The sequence below is a fragment of the Planomonospora parontospora genome (genome assembly GCA_014647935.1).
Taxonomy (GTDB): Bacteria; Actinomycetota; Actinomycetes; order Streptosporangiales; family Streptosporangiaceae; genus Planomonospora; species Planomonospora parontospora.
On record BMQD01000013.1, the window covers coordinates 141,116 to 159,609 of the forward strand.

Here is an 18,494-nt window from a genome sequence, read left to right on the forward strand (position 1 = left end):
GAACACGGAAGGAACGACGAGGTTGGCCGAGCAGTCGAGCCGTACGGCGAAGGACGCGCCCGGGAGCCAGGCGAGCCTGGTGCCGGTGGAGGTCCGGGCGGGCGAGCCGGGCCACGACGTGGTCGGCGACCGGGTGCTGATCGCCGTGCAGGCGGTCAACATCTCCCGCCTGTCCACGCACCCCGTGCCGATCGTCCCCGGCACGCTCGTCGTGGTCGCCGGGGCCGGTCCGAAGGACTCCAACGGGGCGGGCAAGTCCTCGTTCATCGCGATGATCACGGCCCTGCTCGGCGACGAGCAGTGGCGTTTCGCCTCCGGCGCCAAGTCGGTCGCGGAGCTGCTGTTCAACGCCGAGCTCGCGGCCGGCGGCGGCGGGCGGACGTGGGCGAGCGCCGGTCACGGTTACATCGTGGGCGTCTTCGACCACCCCCGCGCCCCGGAGGCGGGGCTGCCCGACGCGGTGACCGTGTGGCTGCGGGTCAACCAGGAGGCCCCGCACCTGGAGGTCCGGTGGACGCGGGGGGTGCGGATGGCCGCCGCCGCCTCGGAGGCCGAGCGGGTCGTCCGGGCCGACGAGATCTGGGCGGGCCTGCCGCGTTCGGCGGGACGGCGGGACGTGGTCGCGCGCGACCTGACGAGGTTCCTGTACGGCGACCGCGTGCGGTGCGTGTCGTTCCTGTCCACCTCGGTGCGGAGCAAGGTCGCCACGAACCTGCTCTCCCAGCCGCTCAACGAGATCTCCCCCGAGCGGGTCTTCGAGGCCATCGCCGCGCTGACCGGGCTGGACGCCGAGCTCGACCAGGAGCGGGAGGCGCGCCGCGACGAGCACGCCAAGCGGGTGCGGGCGGCGCGGGCCGTGGAGACGCTCAAGGAGTTCGAGGACGAGTCCCGGACCCTGCTGGAGACCTTCGACCGGCGCGACCGCGCCCGGGTGCGGCTGGCGGACGCGCTGCGCTGCTGGCGGGGCCGGCAGGCGCGCAGGCTCGGAGACGCGGTGCTGCGGGACGAGGCGCTCGCCGCCGACCTGGAGGGGCTGCGCCGGTCGGGTGAGCGGGCGGCCGAGGAGATCGAGGCGGTCCGCGCGGAGATCGCCACGCTGAAGGACGACACGCTGGACCGGAGCCTGGCCGGGGCCCGCGCGGAGCTGGCCGCGCTCCAGGCCCGCGCGGCGCGGCTCGACGCCGACCGGGCGGTGGCGGAGAGCGCGGCGGACGAGCTGCGCGGACGGATCCCCGGCCTGGAGGAGCGGCGGCGGCTGGCCGACGGCCGGGACGTGCCCGCCGCGGAGGACGAGCTGGCCCGGGCCCGGGCCCGGTCGAGCGAGGCGCTGAAGGCGCTCGGCGTGGCCGACCGCGAGGCCGCGGACGCCGGGGCCGCGCTGGACGACGCCGAGAGCGGTCCGGCCGCCGCCCAGCTCCGGGCGCTCGCCGAGGCGGGCGTGGGCGCGACCGGCCTGCTCGACGCGATCGACGTGGCCGAGCACGCCCGGGACGGCGGATCTGCGGGAGGGCTCCCGGTGGGCGGTGCTCCCGGGGGAGCCGTTCCGGCCGGAGGCCGGGGAGCCGCGCCGGAGAGCGGTGCCGCCGTGCCGCCGGGCGGGGTGGCGGCCCCGTCCGGCGGCACCGGCGGCCGGAGCTGGCCGCAGGAGCACGCGGTCGTCGTCGACGCCGCCGACCTGGAGGCGGCGGCGCGGGCCCTGTCCGCGCTGCCCGGTTCGGTGCTGGTCAGCGCGGCGGGCGTCACCGTGGTGGGGGCCTTCGAGGCGGTGGCCACCGGCCGGGAGACCCGGATCAAGGCCGCCGAGCAGCGCCTGCACCGGGCACGCGACCTGCAGGAGGAGGCGGCCGGGGCCGTGCGGGCCGCCGAGGAGGCGGTGGCCGAGGCCGGGCGGCGGCTGGAGGGCGCCCGGGCCGCCGTGCAGCTGGCCGACGTCGAGCGTCGGCTGGCCGAACGGCGGGCCCGGCTGACCGAGCTGGCCGGGGCGCTGGCCGAGGTCTCCCCGGCGGTGGCGGAGGCCGAACGGCGGGCGGGCGCGCTGGACTTCCGCTCCCGGACCAGGAACATGGAGATCGAGCGGCTGGAGGGCCTGCGGGCCCGGCACGAGGCCGAGCGGGACCGGGCCGGGGCGCAGGCGGCCTCGGTCGCCGCGGAGCGCGAGGCGCTCGCCCTGGAGGCGCTGACCCGCGAGTGGGGCGGCACCGCCGAGCAGGCGCGCGAGTGGCTGCGGGAGCTGCCCGAGGCCGAGCGCCCGCTGACCGCCGAGGAGTGGTGGCGGACCGCCGAGCGCCGCCTGGACGAGGCGCTGCGCGACACCTTCCCCGGCGAGGACGAGGAGATGCCGGAGGAACTGCGGTTCCTGATCCGGCAGCGGACCGAGCCCGGTGCGGGCCGGACGGCGCGGGAGCAGGCGACCTTCCCCGGCGTGTGCGCGGCGCTCTCGTCCTACCTGCGCGGCCAGGAGGAGTACGAACGGCACCAGCGCCGCCAGATCGAGGCCCAGCTCGCCACCCGGCAGCGCGACCTGGCCGTCGCCGCCAGGGGCGCCGAGGAGGCGGCCCAGTCCACCGCCGTGCACCGGGCGGCGCTGACCGCTGCGATCAGGGCGCGGCTGACCCGGGTGGCCGAGGAGTTCGACAAGCTGGACACCGCCTACGGCGGATACGGCGCGACGCTGGAGTTCCCGGTGCCGCCCGCGCCCGCCGACCCCGAGCAGCGCTGGGCCTGGCGGGTGACGCCCAAGTGGCGCCGGGGCGAGGGGCAGTCCTTCGTGCCGTACAACCGCAGGGCCAACACCGCGCTGATGGACGAGAAGGCCGTGAAGCTGGTCTGCGCGGCGGCGATCGCCTCCTCCGGCGGCGGGCACCTCTGCCTGGTCCTGGACGAACTGGGCCGCAACCTCGGCAAGGAGCACCGGCGCGAGGCCGTGGCGCTGTTCCGGCGGATCGGCGAGACCTACGGGATCACGGTGATCGGCGCGCTCCAGGACGACATGGAGCCCTACGCGGTGGACGCCTGCGGGCAGTACGTCAAGCTGCGCCGCTCCTCCGACGCCATGCCGTACAACGAGCCGCCGGTGATCGTCGGCCATGACCGGCACGCCGAGCGGGTCCGGGCGCTGATGTCGTCCGTCAGCCGTCCCCCGGTCCCGGTGGAGTGACCCGGCGGTCCCGCCGGACGCCCTCGGCGGCGCGCCCGACGCACCGCCGGACGCCCTCGGCGGTGCGGCGGGCGGGGCCCGGGCCTCCACCGGGGTCCGCCGGCGCGGCTCCGGGCCCCGCCCACCGGTCCGTCATTGGCGGATCGTCGAGCCGTGGCGCTCCTTGCGGACGTGCAGGCGGGCCGGGATGCGGGTGCGCAGCTCGCCGACGTGGCTGACGATGCCGACGGCCCGGCCGCCGTCGCGCAGGCCGTCCAGGATGTCCAGGACGCCGTCGAGGGTGTCCTCGTCGAGGGTGCCGAAGCCCTCGTCGACGAAGAGCGTGCCGAGCTCCACTCCCCCGGCCTCGGCGGTGACCACGTCGGCCAGGCCGAGGGCCAGCGCCAGCGAGGTGATGAAGCCCTCCCCGCCGGACAGGGTGGCGGGGTCGCGGTCCACTCCGGTCCAGCCGTCCAGGATCCGCAGGCCGAGCCCGCCGCCCGACCGGCTCCGGTCTCCCGCCGCGCGGCGCAGGTCGTGCTGGAGGAGGTAGCGCCCGCCCGACATGTGGTCCAGGCGCTCGTTGGCCGAGGCGACCACCTGGCGGAGCCGCTCGCCCAGGACGTAGGCCGACAACCGCATGCTCCACTGGTTGTCGGCGGAGTTCCCGCCGGCCAGCGCGGCGAGGCCCTCGGCGATGCGGTGCCGTTCGGCGGCGGGCCGCCACCGGTCCAGGCACTCGGCCAGCTCGGTGCGGAGCGCGGCCAGCCGGTCGCGGCGAAGGCGCGCCCGGTCCGAGGCCGACAGCAGGGCGGCGTGCGCGGTGTCGGCCGCGTCCCGGCCGGACTTCAGTGCGGCCAGATCGGGTTCGGGCTCGGCCGCCGCGGCGATCAGCTCCGGATCGGCGAGCTGGGCGTCGACGGCCGCGCGCTCCCGGTCGAGCGCGCGGAGCCGCTCGGCCTTCTCCTCCTGCTCGGCCGCGGGGCGGACCGCGGCCCGGGCGTCCTCGATCCCGGCGAAGCCCGCCTCGGCGGCCCCGGCCTCGGCCCGTGCCCGGGCCGTCTCCAGCTCGTCCTCGGCGTCCCGCTCCCGCCGGGTGGCCTCCGCGGCCTCCCGGAGCAGCCCGGCCTCGTCGGCCAGCCGCTCCAGCCGGGCGGCCAGCGTCGGGTCCCCGCCCCGGGCCGCGTCCAGGCGCGCGGTCAGCAGGCCCGCGTCCGCGATGATCCGCTCCAGGTTCGTACGGCGGGCCGACAGCGCCACCGCCAGTTCCCTCGACCGCTCCCGCAGCCCCTCCAGTTCGGCGGCCAGCCCTGCCGCCTCGGCTTCCAGGCCGGGCACGGCCCGGGCGGACTCCCCGAGCTCCCGCAGGGTCCCCTCCGCCCGGCGGAGCGCCTGCGCCGCCCGGCCCGCGGAGGACGCGGGGCCCTCCCCCAGGGCGACCGGCCCCGCGGCGCCGTCCCCGGCCGCGCTCCCGGTGCCTGCCTCCCCGGTCTCGTCCGCGCTCCCGGCATCGGCCTCCCCGGTCTCGCCTGCGGTCCCGTCCTCGCGCGCGTCCCCGGTCCCGTGCCGGTCCGCGCGGAGGCGGGGGGACAGCAGGGCCTGCTCGGTCACGGCGCTCTCCCGCCGGGCCCGGGTCTCGGCCAGCAGGCCGGTGACCTCCTCCGCCTGCGCCCGCACGTCCTCGAGTTCGGCCGTGAGGCGGTCCACCTCGGCGGCCAGCCGCGGTTCGCCCGCGGCGGCCCCGGCCAGGGCGGCGTGTTCCCGTTCCGCCGCGGCGAGCGACTCCCCGGCCTGCCCGGCGGTGAGGCCTGCGGCGGCGGCGAGGGTCTCGTCCAGCCGGGAGGCGAGGTCGGCGACCTCGTTCTCGGCGTCCTGCCGCAGTCTCAGCGCCGCCTCGTAGGCGTTCTCGGCCGCGCGCTCGTCGTCCGGCGTGGGTGCCGCGTCGGCGGGGGCGGCCGGGGCGGGGTGGTCGGGCGAGCCGCAGACCGCGCAGGGGTCCCCGGGGACGAGCCGGGCGGCGAGCTCGGCCGCCATGCCGTCGATCCGGGACTGGCGGATCTCCTGGAGCCGGTCGCGGGACTCCTGGGCGCGGTCGACGGCCACGCCGCGGGTCCGGCGGGCCTCCTCCAGCCGGACCGTCAGGCCGTCGCGCCGCCGGACGGCGTCCAGCACGGCGGCGGCGGTCGCGACCGCCGCCCGGGCCGCGGGGATCCCGGCGGCCTCGGCCCGCACGGCGGCCAGCCGGGCGACGGTCTCGCCCAGCGCGGCGGGCAGTTTCTGCCGGGCCTCGGCGAGCGAGGTCTCCCTCCCGGCCAGGTCGTGCAGCCGGGCGTCGAGCCGGGCGAGGTCCGTCTCCAGCTCCGCGAGCCGGGCGGCGGCCCTTCTGGCCTCCTCCGCGGCGGGCAGTCGGGCCGCGGCGAGACGGGCGGCGGCGAGACGGGCCTCCACCCCGGCCCGCAGACCGGGGAGGACCGCCAGCCGCGTGTCGGCGGCGTGCTGCTCACCGGTCAGGTGGGCGATCTCCGCCTCCACCCGTCCGCGCTCCTCGAGCAGCGCGGCCAGCCTCGGCTCCTCGGCGCGCAGTTCCCCCAGCCGGGTGATCTCGTCCAGCCGCTCGCGTTCCAGCGCGGTAAGCCGGTCGAGATCCGCCGGCCGGGCACCGCCGTGAAGGGGGTCCCGGTCCAGGAGGGGGGTGGCGCGGTTGAGCGCGTCGGCGGCCAGGCTGCGGGCCTTGGCCGCGGCCTCGGTGCGCTGCTCGACCTCCCGGATCAGCGGGAGCACCCGGTCGGCCCGGGCCGCCTCGGCCAGGACGGCCTCCAGGTCGGCTCGTTCCTCGGTGCTCTCCTGCAACGCCCGGCTCCGGGTGAGGGCCTCGGCGTGCCGCCGTCGCCGGTCGGCGAGCGCGACACCGTCCTCCAGCAGCCGCCGCGCCTCCAGCGCCGCCTTCCCGCTCCGGGCGCATTCGGCGGCCGCCCGCGCGGCCGCCCCCTCCGCGAGCCCGGCCAGCGCCCCGGCCCAGCCCAGCGGGTCGTCCTCCATCCAGGCGGCCACATCGCGCGTCTCCTCGGTGTGCTCCACGGTGTGCTCCGCGGAGGCCGCCGGCGCGGCGAGGGCGGTCAGGAGGCCCGGACCCGCCGCCTCCTCGACCCGGTTGACGACGGAGTCGACCTCCCGGCGCAGGGCCTGCTGGTCGCGGAAGGCCGCGGTGCGGCGGTCGGCGAGCCAGGACTCGGCGGCGGCGTAGACCTTCACCGAGAAGAGCCGCTCCAGGACCTTGCGGCGCTCCTCGCCGTCGGCGCGCAGGAAGTGCGCGAAGTCACCCTGCGGCAGCATCGCGACCTGGCAGAACTGGGCCAGGTTCATGCCGAGCAGGCCGCCGACGAGGTCGCCCGCCTCGTCCATCCGGGTCGTCAGGCCGGTCCACTCGCCCGAGGGCTCGAGTTCCTCCAGCAGGACCTTGGCCTGCTCCAGGGTGGTGCCGGTGCCGCGCTGCTTGGGCCGCTGCCAGGCGGGCGAGCGGGTGACGCGCAGCCGGCGGCCCCGGATGGTGACCTCCAGGACGACGCGCGGGCCCCGGCCGGGCGGAGCGTGGTCGCAGCGCAGGCTGCGGGCGCTGTTGCGCTGGCCGGGCACCTGGCCGTACAGGGCGAAGCAGAGCGCGTCCAGCACGGTGGTCTTGCCCGCGCCGGTGGAGCCGTGGATCAGGAACAGCCCGGCCTCGGCCAGGGAGTCGAAGTCGACCTCCTCCTCGCCCGGGAACGAGCCGAAGGCGGTGATCTGCAGACGGTGGGGGCGCATCTACGCCATCGCCTCCTTGGCGCGGGACTCCTCGACGGCCTGCCGGAGCAGCCGGGTCTCCTCGTCGTCGGCGGCCTCGCCGCGCACCTCGCGGACGAAGTCGAGCACCACCTCGATCTCGGGGCGGCCGGCCAGCCGGGGCCGGGCCGCGCTCTCCGGCGGTCCGCCCTCGGGTTCGAAGGAGAGCGTGAGCGCGTGTGGGAAGCGGGTGCGCAGACGCTCCATGGCGCCCTTCGGCCGGACGGGGTCGGTCAGCACCACCTGGAGCCAGCGGTCCTCGTGGTCGGCGTGGGCGTCCGAGGTGAGCAGGTCGTCGAGGCGGCCTTCGAGGCGGCCGAGCCTGCGGGGCACCGGGGCCTCGGCGAACTCGGCGCCGGCGAACCCGTCCGGGCCGATGTCCACCAGCCAGGAGCCCTTGACCTGGCCGAGCTCGGAGAAGGAGTAGGCGATCGGGGAGCCGGAGTAGCGCACGGTCTCGCTCATCCGCTGGCGGCCGTGCAGGTGGCCGAGGGCCGTGTAGTCGACGCCCTCGAAGGCCGAGACCGGGACGTGCGCGACGCCGCCGACGCTGATGTCGCGCTCGCTGTCGCTGGCCCGCCCCCCGGTCACGAACGCGTGGGCCAGCACCACCGACCGGGTGCCGCGGCTCGCGAGGTCGGCCCGGACGAGGGACATGGCGTGCCCGACCGCCGCGGTGTGGGTGCGCTCGGTCAGCTCCCAGGGGCCGCGGACCAGCTCGGGCTCCAGGTAGGGGATGCCGTAGAACGCCACGTCGCCGACGAGCACGGGCGTGCCGACCCGGGCCGGGTCGGTGCGCAGGTGCACGCCCGCGGCGTCGATCAGATCGGCCCCGAAGCCGAGGCGGCGCGCGGAGTCGTGGTTGCCGCTGATCAGCACGGTCCGCACGCCCTCGGCGACCAGCCGCCGCAGCGCCTCGTTGCACAGGTCGACCGCGTCGACCGACGGCAGCGCCCGGTCGTAGACGTCGCCCGAGACGACGACCACCTCGACCCGTTCGGCCCTGACCGTCTCGATCAGATGGTCGACGAAGACTCCCTGGGCCGCCAGGAGGCTCTCCCGGTGGAACGAACGGCCCAGGTGCCAGTCCGATGTGTGCAGCACCCGCATGACGCCTGAAGCTAACAGGACTCAGCGACATATGCCGCCACTCTCACCTCGCCGGTCTCATCGATATCCACTGGATACCCACGCTTCCTCCACTCTGGGTAGGGTTGAAGATCGAAGACGGAACTCGGACGGACGGCCATCGGGGAGCGGAGCGGCATGCGCGTGGGCCGGGGCGTGTTGGGCGTGGCCGCCGGCCTGATCATGGCGGCCCTGGCGACGGTGGGCTACACCCTGCCCCCGCCGTTCGACCCGTCGCCGCTGACGGTGGACCCGGCCTTCCGCACGCTCCCGCCGCAGCCCGCCCACGAGCTGCGGCCCGTCTCCGCGACGGCGCCCGTCTCCGTGCGGGAGGTCACCGTCCCGGCCAGGGGCACCACCCTGGAGGCCACGATCCGCGCGCCGCTCACCCCGGGCCGGCATCCCGCACTGGTCTTCGTGCAGGGCGCGGGACCGGGCGTGCGGAACGAGTTCGACGCGCAGGCCGAGTGGCTGGCCAGGGCCGGGGTCGTCACGCTCGTCTACGACAAGCGGACCGTCGGCTACGACTTCCGCCACCGCGACTTCGGCCTGCTCGCCGACGACGCGCTGCGCATGCTGGCCCAGCTGCGCGGCCGTGCCGACGTGGACCCGGCCCGCACCGGGCTGTGGGGGGTCAGCGAGGGCAGCTGGGTGGTGCCGATCGCGGCCTCCCGCAGCGCCGACGTCGGCTTCGCCGTACTGGTCTCCGCCCCGAACGTCTCACCCGTGCGGCAGGTCAGCTGGGCGCTGGGCGAGCAGCTGGACCGGCTGCACGCCCCGAGCGGGGTGCGCGAGCTGCTCATCCGGGCGATGTCCGCGGTGGACATGAACTTCCTGCGCCACGACGGCGTGCCGGCGCTGCGCGGGACCCGCCAGCCGGTGCTGGCCCTGTACGGCACGCGCGACCCGTCGATCCCGTTCGTGGAGAGCAGCCAGACCCTCACCCGCGCGCTCGCCGAGGGCGGCAACTCCGCCTACACGATCCGCTACCTGGAGGGGGCCGACCACGGCATGCGGGTGCACGGTGGGCCGTTCGCCCCCGGCTACCTGGAGACGCTGGCCAACTGGGTCAGGGGCCTGCCCGGCACGGCGGATCCCGCGGCGCCCCCCTCCGGTTCACCGCCCTCCCCGCGCATCGCCGGCGCCACCCCGGTCCAGCGCTACGAGGCCAGTGACGTCCCGTCCGCGCCGTGGTACGCCGGGGGCACGGTCCTGGGGCTCACGCTCTGCCTGGCCGCCGTCGGCTACGTGGCCGGCCCGGTCGCCGCGATGGTGGTGCGGCTGCGCGGCAGCCGCCCCCAGGCCGAGGCCAACGCCCGGCTCTGGCCGCCCATCCGGCGCCGGTTCCGCCGGATGGCGTGGACGGGGGCCGGGCTCCTCGCCTCGGTGCTGGCCTTCATCACGCTGCTGGTGCTGTTCTCGGTCAACCAGGCGGGGGCCTGGCCCGCGGTCCTCGCCGGCTGGCTGGTCATCCGGGGGCTGGCCGTGCTGATGCTGCTGCAGGAGGTGACGGCCACCGCCGCCGTCGTCTCGGCGCTGCGGGAGGGCTGGCAGCCCAGCCGCCCGCAGCACGTCGCGATCGCCGGCGTCCTGGGCAGCACCGGGCTGCTGCTGGTCGCCGCGGCCTACTACGGCCTGTTCGCCTTCCCCTGGTGACCGTTTCCCGGGGGCCGTTCTCGCCGCCTCCCAGGGCGCCCCCGTGGCCGGTCCCGGCGGACGCCGGCCCCCCTCGGGGCGCCGGACGCCGGGACCGGCCACGGGGGCGCGGCTCGCTCAGCGGTAGCAGGCCAGCCAGCGGTCCATCTCGGCGAAGACCCGCTCGCGCGCGGGCGCGGGCGACAGCACCAGGTCGTGCATGCCGCCGGGCACCCGGACGCAGGTGACGTGCCCGCCGATCCTGGTCGACCAGCGGGCGATCTGCTCGGGGTCGAGCACGGTGTCGGCGCCCTGCGCCTCGGGGGCGAAGTCGCGCAGCCGCAGGCCCTTCTCCGCGCAGAGCACCAGGACCGGCACGTCCACCCGCAGGCCGCCGTGGAGCCGTCTCTGGGCGCGGCGGATCGCCGCCAGCCAGGCGGCGTGCACCGGGAACCCGCCGACGGGCTTCCACTCCAGGTCGAACTCCCACTCGCCGTGGTGGTCGCGGTGCAGGCTGGTGCCGTACGCGGTGGACAGCCCGAGGGGCAGTACGGCGCGGGCGGGCAGGCGGGAGAGCGGCAGGTGCAGCACGTCGGCGGCCAGGCGCAGGTGGCCGGGGACGTTGAGGTCGAGGAAGGGGCTGTTGAGCACCAGGTTCTGGACCAGTCCCCGGCCCCTGACCCGGTCGGCCCAGAGCGCGGCGACGAGCCCGCCGGTGGAGTGGGCGTTGAGGATCACCTCCTCGTGGCCGTGCTCGGCCCGGATGATCCGGACCGCCTCGTCGATCTCCGGGAAGTACTCGGTGACGCTGCGCACGAACCCCCGGGTCTGGTGCGGCAGCAGCGAGCGGCCGTACTTGCGCAGGTCCAGGCCGTAGAAGTCGATCCCCTGGGCGGCGAAGTGCTCGGCCAGGTGGGTCTGGAAGAAGTAGTCGGTGAAGCCGTGCAGGTAGAGCACGGCCCTGCCGGCGGGGTCCGCGGCGCGGCGCCGTACGAGGGAGGCGACGACCTCGCCCTCGTAGTCGTCCGGCAGGGGCAGGACCGTGAGCTCGTAGTCGGGGCCGAGAACGTCGTGCATGCGCTTCAGGATATTTCGTACGGGTTGGCGGGCCAGGCGGGAACGGCGTCCGGAAGATCCCGGCTGACCTTCATCGGGAAGTCCGCCGGGCGCTTCTCCAGGAAGGACGTGACCCCCTCGGCCGCGTCCGGGGCGGCGCCGAGGACGTTCATCAGGATCGAGTCGGCGCGGTGCGCCTCCCAGGGGGAGGCGGCCGACAGGCCCGACCACATGAGCCGGCGGATGGCGGCCACCGAGACGGCGGAGGTGTTGTCGGCGATCTCGCGGGCGAGCGCGTAGGCGGCCGGGAGCAGGTCGGCGGGGGCCAGGACCCGGGAGACCAGGCGGCCTCCGAGCGCTTCGGAGGCGGGGAAGACCCGGCCGGTCGCGGCCCACTCCATCGCCTGGGAGATGCCGACGATCCGGGGCAGGAACCAGCTGGAGGCGGCCTCGGTCACGATGCCGCGGCGGGCGAAGACGAAGCCGAACTTCGCGGTGTCGGAGGCGAGCCGGACGTCCATGGGGAGCGTCATGGTCACCCCGACGCCGACGGCGGGGCCGTTGATCGCGCCGATCACCGGCTTGAGCGAGCGGGCGATGCGCAGGGCGACCGTGCCGCCGCCGTCGCGCGGCGAGCCGTCGACGGTGTCGGCGCCGCCGAACATCTCCCCGGTCCTGCGGTGGTTGAAGGTGTCGCCGCCGCCGCCGAGGTCGGCCCCGGCGCAGAAGGCCCGGCCCCGTCCGGTGACGACCACGGCGCGCACCTCGTCGTCGGCGTCCGCGCGGTCGAAGGCCTCGATCAGCTCGGCGCGCATCACGTAGGTGAAGGCGTTGAGGCGTTCCGGGCGGTTGAGCGTGATGGTGGCCACACCGTCGGCCACGTCGTACTCGATCTCGGTGAAGGACATGACCGAATCTTATTCCAGTTCAAATGTCTGGATTAATCGGGATGTTTTTCTGATCTGTTCACACGCTCTTCGCCTGTGCGACCTGCCCTTCCGCCTACCATCTCCTGTGCGGCGCACGAGTGCACGAGCCCTCGGACGCGGGCGCGAGGCGCGGCAAGCACACCGGGGAGCGCGGGAAACGGGGAGCAGTTGCGGGACAGATCAAGACCGCCCGGGATCGGCGCGGTCATCGGGTGGACGGCGCTGTCGGTCATCGCGCCGGGGGCCGCGCACCTGCGCGCGGGCTGGCGCCGGACCGGGCTGGCGCTGCTCTCGCTGTACGCCGCGCTGCTGCTCGCCCTGCTCTGGGTCGGGCTCACCTCCGACCTCGGCAGCCTCGCCGGGCAGCTGCTGGCGTCGTCCTGGCTGACGGGCGTCACGGTGGTCTCGCTCGCCCTGGGGGTCGCCTGGTTCGCGCTGGTCGTGCACTCCTTCATGGTGCTGAACCCCGGCACGCTGCCCGCCGCGGGGCAGGCCGTCGCCGGGACGGTCGCCGGCGTGCTCGCGGTGGCCGTGCTCCTGCCGTTCGGGTTCGTCGGGCAGCTCGCCGCGGCCTCCCAGACCGCGATCCAGGGCGTCTTCGCCTCCCCGGCCGCAACGTTTCCCGCCGGGCGCGAGCAGGACCCGTGGGCGGCCCGCAGCCGGGTGAACATCCTGCTGCTCGGCGGCGACGCCGACGACCACCGGCCCGGGGTCCGCACCGACAGCATCAACGTGGCCAGCGTCGACGTGCGCACCGGCAACACCGTGCTGTTCAGCCTTCCCCGCAACCTGGAGAACGTCCGCTTCGTGCCGGGCAGCCCGATGGCCAGGCGGTTCCCGAACGGCTTCCGTCTCCCGACCGGACCCGGAGGCGGGCGCGAGGACCTGCTGTTCGCGGTCTGGGAGTACGCCGACGCCCACCCGGAGATCTTCGGCGGCCGGAAGGAGCAGGGCGCCCGGGTCCTGATCGACACCGTCGGCTACACGCTCGGGTTGAAGATCGACTGGTACGCCCTGGTGAACATGTGGGGCTTCGCCCGTCTCATCGACGCGCTCGGCGGCGTGACGATCACCGTGCCGCACGACGTGGTGTTCGGCAAGTACAACGAGGGCGTGGTCAAGGCGGGCAGGCGCAAGCTCGGGGGCGCCGACGCGATGTGGTTCGCCCGCTCGCGCACCTACAGCGACGACTTCAGCCGGATGGGCCGCCAGCGCTGCGTGCTCGGCGCCATCCTGCAGCAGGCCGACCCGGCGACCGTGCTGGCCCGGTTCAACCAGGTGGCGCTGGCCACCAGGGAACTGATCAGGACGGACATCCCGCGCCCGATGCTGGAGCACCTGGTCCCGCTGGCGCTGAAGGTCAAGGGCGCCAGGGTGACCAGCGTGCAGTTCGTGCCGCCGCTGATCAACACCGGCTACCCCGACTGGGCCAGGATCCGCGCGGTCACCGCCAAGGCCATCCGCGCCTCGGCCGCCGCCGCTCCGGCCGCCACCTCCGCCGGCACGCCGAGCGCCACCCCGGCGGCCACGCCGGCCGTCACGCCGAGCGCCTCCGCGCCCGTCAAGACCACCGCGAAGCCGACCGCCGGGCCGGCGGATCCGAGCGCGCCCAAGGGCATCACCGACGGCTGCGGCTGAACGGCCGCGGCCGGGTCCGGTGCTCTGCTGTGGCCGGTGCGGGTGTGCGTTCCGGTGGTTCGGCCGGGTCCGGTTGCGGGCGGTGGCCGAACCACCGGAACGCACACCGGCCGCTACGGACCGGCCGGAGCACGGGCCCGCCGTTCAGACGCGGTGGGACTGCTTGGCCAGCCGGCGGACGCGTTCCTCGTCGATGGTGTGCCCCAGGCCGGGCTGGGTCAGCGGGACGGCCACCACCCCTCCGGAGGCGCCGACCGGCGGGGTGACGATCTGGGCGCTGCGCGGCGGCTCGGCCACGTCGCAGGGGAGGTTGCACCCGGGCAGGCTGGCCGCGGCGACGGTGGCCGCCCTGGCCAGGCCCGTGCCCTGGCCTCCGGCGCAGGCGACCTCCCAGCCGGCCGCCACGGCGCCGTCGTGCACCCGCCGCACACCCCGCAGGGAACCCAGCACGGCGGGGCGGAGCAGCAGCGCCCGGCCCGCGCCCGCGGCGATCGCCTCGTCCAGCTCCCGCTCCGACGACACCTCCAGCAGCACCGGCGCGGCGACGCGCTCCTGCAGGTCGGCGTGGTCCGACAGGTTGGTGAACGGGCGCTCGATGACGGAGGGCGCGTAGGCGTCCAGCGCCTCGAGGGCGTCGACGTCGGTGTAGGCGGAGCGGGCGTCCAGGCCGATGCCCAGGGCCGGGTAGGCCTGGCGGACGGCGCGCAGCGGCTCGATGTCCCAGCCGGGGTGGACGTCCATGGTGATGTGCGCGTATCCGGCGCAGACGTGCCGGTTGACCCGGGCGACCAGGCTCTCCAGGTTGCGCTCGGCACCGATCCGCACGGTGGCCGTCAGCGAGGTTCGGCTGCCGCCGAGGGCGTGGGCGAGCGGGACGCCGCGCATCCGCGCCCACAGGTCCCAGCAGGCCATGTCGGCGGCCGGGCCGCCGGGGATCTCGCCGAGCTCGTCCGGGTGCTCCCAGTCGACGCCGACCAGTTCCCCGGCCAGCCGCTCCACCAGGGCGGGCCAGGTCGCGGGGCCGGGGTCGACGACCTCTCCCCAGCCGGTCATGCCCCCGTAGTCGGTGAGCCGGACGAGGACGCTCTCCGGCCGCCTGCCGTACGGCAGGACCAGCCGGTACACCTCCAGCTCGCACACGCGTGGCATGAACTCCCCTTGGTCTCCCCGTGCCGTGAACGCGAATCCCGCCCGGAGGCGGGACCCACCCTTCAACGTGAGGAAGAGGCACGTTCTTCCCATGGTGCCATGCCGCCGGCATGCTCCCGTCAGGCCCGGACCCGGCCCGCGACGAGCGTGCCGGTAACCGCCATCAGCGCGGTCAGCACGAAGCAGGCCAGGTAGACGGGGCCCGCCGCACCGAAGGCCGCGACCACGGCGCCCACCGCGGCGACCGTCATCACCGTGAACGCCGACTCCCCGACGCCCATCGAGGCGCTGTTCTCGCCCTCCTCCCCCGGCGCGGACAGCTCCAGGACGAGCACCGAGAGCGTGGGGTACACGCTGCCGATCCCGAGGCCCATGACGATCTCCCCGGCGAAGGCGAGGACGACCGGGACGTCCGGGAACACGGTCAGGGCCATCATCAGCAGCCCCGCCGCGATCAGCAGCGGGCCGGTCCGCAGGATCAGGACCCGGTCGTACGGCCTGCGCCCGACGATCCAGGAGGCGAGCGACCAGGCGAGCGCGCCGCCGGTGAGCACCATGCCCGCCATCGCCGGGGAGAGTCCGCGCTCCTGGGTGAGCATGAGCGGCAGGTACACCTCGCCCCCGAAGACGGTGCCGGCCGCGATCCCGCGCAGCACGATCACCGTGGGCAGGCCGCGCCCGGCGCGCAGCGTGCCCGGCGGGAGCAGCCGGACCAGTGCCGGGACCAGCGCCGCCAGACCGGCCGCCAGCAGGATCACGCCCGCCCCGCGCGCCGCCCCGCCGTACTGCGTGAGCGCCGCGCCCGCGGCTGCCAGCACCGCCCAGCCGAACCTCCGGGCGATCGGCGTCCGCGCCCCGGGCCCGGTGTGCCCGGGGCGCTCACCGGGCGGGACGGCGGCCAGGCCGCGCCAGAGCAGCAGCGCGGCGGGGACGACCAGCAGCGGCACCCCCAGGAAGACCCAGCGCCAGCCGAGTTGCTCGACCACCACGCCGGTGATCGCCGGCCCGACCATGGAGGGCACCACCCAGGCCCCGGCGAAGACCGAGAAGACCTTCGGATGCGTCTCGGCCGGGTAGACCCGGGAGACCAGCACGTACAGCGCGACCTGGAAGAGCCCCCCGCCGAAGCCCTGAACGAACCGGCCCAGCACGAACACGTCCATGGTGGGCGCCGTACCGGCCACCAGCAGTCCCGCCACGAAGGCCGCCACGCCCGTCCAGAGCGGGACCACCGGCCCGCGCAGGTCGCCCCACCGCCCGCCCAGCACGGTGGCGATCATCCCCGCGGCCAGCGCCCCGCTGAAGGCCAGCGCGTACAGGCCCAGCCCGTCGAGCTCGCGCCCGACCACCGGCATCGCGGTCGCCACCGCCAGCGCCTCGAAGGCGACCAGCACGATCAGGGCCACCATGCCGATCGTCACCGCGCGGTGGCGCCGCGCGAATATGCCCAGGGGAGGTTCCAGAACCGTCGTCGTCATGATCGGACCGTACGGCCGCCGCTCCGGCGGGCGCATCGGCCGGGCGGGTCAGCCCTTGGACGTAGGACTCCCGGCGCCGGCGTCCCGGACGTAGGAGGCCAGGCCGCGCAGCATCAGGTCGAGGCCGAACTCGAACCGCTCGTCCCCGTCCGGGCCGGTCAGCGCGTCGACGTGGGCGGTGAGGCGGGGGAAGCGGTCGGCGGGCAGGTTCCGGTAGAAGGTCTTGATCTGCCCGAACGTCTCCTCCAGGAAGACGTCGAGGTCCTTGTCGCTGCCGCGCTGCCGGTTGATGTAGAGCGCGCTCTCGTAGGCGTCGGCGCAGATGTAGATGCCGAACCGGTCGAGCATCAGGGCGGCGATCTGCGGCGGCACGCCGCCGGCGAGCATGATGGCCAGCTGTCCCTCGGCGATGCGCAGCGCGTTGGGGCTGGTCGGGATGTTGGCCAGCCCCACCCGGGCGATGTCGGCGTGCGAGCTGAAGACCCGGAACGCGTCCATGACCATCTCCCTGAGCTGCTCCAGCCAGCGCTCCGGATCGGGTTCGGGGACGTGGATCTCGGCCATGACCCGGTCGTAGATCAGGTCGAGCAGCTCCTCCTTGTTCGCCACGTGCGCGTAGAGCGAGGCCGGACCGGTGCCCAGCTCCTGGGCGACCCTGCGCATGCTCAGCGCCTCCAGCCCTTCGGCATCGACGATCCGCAGGCCGGTGGAGACGATGAGCTCCCTGCTCAGCGCGGTGCGGGGAGCGCTGGGGGCGCGGGTCTTGCGCCAGGGCGGGGCTGGGATGTCGGTCACGCGGCGATGCTACCCGGCCGGATTTCCGGTCGGCGAACGCCGTACCGGTAACGAACGGCGTACTTGACGCGAACACTGTTCGTTTGTATAACAGTGTTCGTATATGACGAACGGTGTTCGCGAATTGCCGCACGCCCCTCTGAAGGGACCCCCATGACCCGCACCGCCACCACCGGCCCCGAGGCCGCGGCCGTCGAGCCCTACCGATGGCGCTGGCCCGCCCTCTTCGTGATCCTCCTCGTCGAGGTCATGGACCTGGTCGACTCCGTGATCACCAACATCGCGGCCCCGTCGATCCGCGCCGATCTGGGCGGTTCGACCAGCGTGATCCAGTGGCTCGGCGCCGGCTACACCATGGCGATGGCCGTCGGGCTGATCACCGGCGGGCGCCTCGGCGACATCTACGGCCGCAGGCGCATGTTCGTGGTCGGCGCCCTGGGCTTCACCGCCGGCTCGCTCCTGTGCGGCCTGGCCCTCTCCCCCGAGATGCTGACCGGCGCGCGGATCCTGCAGGGGCTGTTCGGCGCGGTGATGCTCCCGCAGGGCCTGGGCATGATCAAGGAGATGTTCCCGCCGAAGGAGATGGCCGCCGCGTTCGGCGCCTTCGGCCCGGTCATGGGCCTGTCCATGGTCGGCGGCCCGGTGCTCGCGGGCTGGCTGGTCGACGCCGACCTGTTCGGCACCGGCTGGCGCATGATCTTCCTGATCAACCTCCCGCTCGGCCTGCTCGCGGTCGCCGGAGCCGTCACCATGCTGCCCGAGTCCCGCGGCGAGCGCGCCTCCCGGCTGGATCTCACCGGCATGGGGCTGGTCTCCGCCGCCGCCTTCCTGCTGGTCTACCCCCTGGTGCAGGGACGCGACCTCGGCTGGCCCGCCTGGGCCTTCGCCTCCGTGGCCGCCTCGGCCGCGGTGCTCGCGCTCTTCGCCCGCCACCAGGCCCGCAAGCGGCGCGCGGGCGGCGACCCGCTGCTCGAGACGGGCCTGTTCCGCAAACGCGCCTTCACCGGCGGCCTGGTCACCGGCCTGGTCTTCTTCACCGCGCTGGTCGGCTTCTCGATGGTGCTCGGCCTGTACTTCCAGCTCGGCCTGGGCTACGACCCGCTGAAGGCGGGCCTGGCGAACCTGCCCAGCGCCGTCGGGACCGTGCTCGGCTTCATCGCCGTCAACGCCGCCGGCCTGGCGCAGAGGGCGGGCCGGCGGCTGATCCACCTGGGCGCCGTCGTGATGGTCGCGGGCCTGGCCGGCATCGCCGTCACCCTCGACCTGGCCGGCACGGGCGTCACGCCGTGGCAGCTCACCCCGGCCCTGCTCGTCACCGGCGCCGGCATGAGCATGGTCATGGCGCCGTTCTTCGACATCGTGCTGGCCGGCGTGGAGCCGCACGAGTCCGGCTCCGCCAGCGGCACGCTCACCGCCGTCCAGCAGCTCGGCGGCGCGCTCGGCGCCGCGGCGGTCGGCACGCTCTTCTTCGGCCTGCTGGAGGGCGGCCGGGCCTTCCCCGAGGCGATGCGGATCACGCTCTGGGTCTGCGGCGGCATGGTCGCCGTCGCCTTCGCCGCGGCCTTCCTGCTCCCGCTCCGGGCCCGTCCCGAGGAGGAGGGCGGCGGGCACTGAGCGTCCCGGCGGCTGGGCGCGAGGCCTCTTGCCGGGCACGCACCGGACGTCCCGGCGGCCGGGCGCGAGGCGACCCGCCGGACGTCCCGGCGGCCAGACATGCGGCGTTCTGCCGGACGC

11 protein-coding genes are annotated in these 18,494 nt (G+C 75.4%); 4 read left to right on the plus strand and 7 right to left on the minus strand.

The window, feature by feature from the left end:
* The first annotated feature begins 22 nt into the window (after positions 1–22).
* Positions 23–3,157, plus strand: coding sequence for a coiled-coil domain-containing protein (locus tag IEZ07_RS21055; RefSeq protein WP_239320311.1), 3,135 nt, complete (start codon positions 23–25; stop codon positions 3,155–3,157).
* A gap of 132 nt (positions 3,158–3,289) precedes the next feature.
* On the opposite strand, the gene IEZ07_RS21060 is transcribed toward IEZ07_RS21055, so the two are convergent.
* Positions 3,290–6,934: an AAA family ATPase gene (locus IEZ07_RS21060; RefSeq protein ID WP_191896312.1), complete on the minus strand. Its 3,645-nt coding sequence runs from the start codon at positions 6,932–6,934 to the stop codon at positions 3,290–3,292.
* Positions 6,935–8,062, minus strand: a complete 1,128-nt coding sequence (locus tag IEZ07_RS21065; protein WP_191896313.1) for an exonuclease SbcCD subunit D — start codon at positions 8,060–8,062, stop codon at positions 6,935–6,937.
* A 156-nt stretch (positions 8,063–8,218) separates the two neighbouring features.
* On the opposite strand from IEZ07_RS21065, the gene IEZ07_RS21070 reads away from it, so the two are divergent.
* Positions 8,219–9,736 carry an alpha/beta hydrolase family protein gene (locus IEZ07_RS21070; protein ID WP_191896314.1) on the plus strand — a complete coding sequence of 506 codons (1,518 nt, stop codon included), beginning with the start codon at positions 8,219–8,221 and terminating at the stop codon, positions 9,734–9,736.
* Between the two features lie 117 nt (positions 9,737–9,853).
* Here IEZ07_RS21070 and IEZ07_RS21075 read toward each other — a convergent pair whose 3' ends face one another.
* Both IEZ07_RS21075 and IEZ07_RS21080 read right to left on the minus strand, forming a co-directional pair.
* Positions 9,854–10,792, minus strand: a complete 939-nt coding sequence (locus tag IEZ07_RS21075; protein ID WP_191896315.1) for an alpha/beta hydrolase — start codon at positions 10,790–10,792, stop codon at positions 9,854–9,856.
* Between the two features lie 5 nt (positions 10,793–10,797).
* A complete protein-coding gene (locus IEZ07_RS21080; protein WP_068895687.1) occupies positions 10,798–11,679 on the minus strand; it encodes a crotonase/enoyl-CoA hydratase family protein in 882 nt (293 codons plus the stop codon).
* A gap of 189 nt (positions 11,680–11,868) precedes the next feature.
* On the opposite strand from IEZ07_RS21080, the gene IEZ07_RS21085 reads away from it, so the two are divergent.
* Positions 11,869–13,338, plus strand: coding sequence for an LCP family protein (locus IEZ07_RS21085; protein ID WP_239320309.1), 1,470 nt, complete (start codon positions 11,869–11,871; stop codon positions 13,336–13,338).
* 144 nt (positions 13,339–13,482) lie between these two features.
* On the opposite strand, the gene IEZ07_RS21090 is transcribed toward IEZ07_RS21085, so the two are convergent.
* The 3 genes from IEZ07_RS21090 to IEZ07_RS21100 all read right to left on the minus strand — a co-directional run bounded on the left by IEZ07_RS21090 (position 13,483) and on the right by IEZ07_RS21100 (position 16,760).
* Positions 13,483–14,487, minus strand: coding sequence for an enolase C-terminal domain-like protein (locus IEZ07_RS21090; protein ID WP_068895689.1), 1,005 nt, complete (start codon positions 14,485–14,487; stop codon positions 13,483–13,485).
* Between the two features lie 119 nt (positions 14,488–14,606).
* Positions 14,607–15,965, minus strand: coding sequence for an MFS transporter (locus IEZ07_RS21095; protein WP_191896316.1), 1,359 nt, complete (start codon positions 15,963–15,965; stop codon positions 14,607–14,609).
* A 48-nt stretch (positions 15,966–16,013) separates the two neighbouring features.
* A complete protein-coding gene (locus IEZ07_RS21100; protein ID WP_191896317.1) occupies positions 16,014–16,760 on the minus strand; it encodes a TetR/AcrR family transcriptional regulator C-terminal domain-containing protein in 747 nt (248 codons plus the stop codon).
* A gap of 153 nt (positions 16,761–16,913) precedes the next feature.
* On the opposite strand from IEZ07_RS21100, the gene IEZ07_RS21105 reads away from it, so the two are divergent.
* Positions 16,914–18,374 carry an MFS transporter gene (locus IEZ07_RS21105; protein WP_191896318.1) on the plus strand — a complete coding sequence of 487 codons (1,461 nt, stop codon included), beginning with the start codon at positions 16,914–16,916 and terminating at the stop codon, positions 18,372–18,374.
* Positions 18,375–18,494 lie beyond the last annotated feature (120 nt).